This is a genomic window from Lentzea roselyniae (assembly GCF_039537795.1).
GTDB lineage: Bacteria > Actinomycetota > Actinomycetes > Mycobacteriales > Pseudonocardiaceae > Lentzea > Lentzea atacamensis.
The window spans coordinates 1-557 of sequence record NZ_BAABBE010000150.1; the positions used below are offsets into that span (position 1 = coordinate 1).

At 64.1% G+C, this 557-nt stretch carries 1 protein-coding gene and 1 pseudogene; one reads left to right on the plus strand and one right to left on the minus strand.

What is annotated here, in order from left to right; genetic code table 11:
• A pseudogene (locus ABFX45_RS46280) lies at window positions 1–199 on the minus strand (hypothetical protein); the annotation flags it as partial.
• A 121-nt stretch (window positions 200–320) separates the two neighbouring features.
• On the opposite strand from ABFX45_RS46280, the gene ABFX45_RS46285 reads away from it, so the two are divergent.
• On the plus strand, window positions 321–557 hold a 237-nt coding region (locus ABFX45_RS46285), incomplete at its 3' end, for a hypothetical protein (RefSeq protein ID WP_346137443.1).

The window sequence follows — 557 nt, forward strand, 5'->3', positions numbered from 1 at the left end:
GCTGGACGGGTTCGGGTTCTTTGGGTTCGGGCCCGTCCTGGTCGAGGTGGTAGGCGAGGTTCTTGCAGAAGGCTTTGGCTGAGCGGGGTTCGTGTTCGAGCGCGTACCGCACGAGGTGTTCTTCGGCCACGGCGGGCAGTTCCGCCATCGCCTCGGCCAGAACATCGACGTGGTCTTCGGACAGCGCGCCCTCGGCCATCGCGGCCGCGACCCCCGGGCAGTACCGGCTCCATCAGGGAGCCGGTCGGGGTCATCGTGGGACACAAGGCGGCTGCCTGCTTGAGCTTGCGGCGAGTGACCTTGGGATCCCACCGCAGGGTGTGCTTGGAGACTTCGACGAGATCCTTGTATCCCAAGGTTTCTGCTGCGCCCTGCTGCTGCAGCGCGCCGACGATCTCCACCACTTGGAACTGAAGTTGTTGCAGCGCACGGACTTTCCGCTTGAGCTCGTCGAGGAGCTCAAGCGGAGTGGCGAGTCCGAGGGGTGGCATGCGTCCATTGTGGCAGGAACACGTGTTCGAATTCCATTCCACAATCGGGTGAACGCGCAGGTCAGC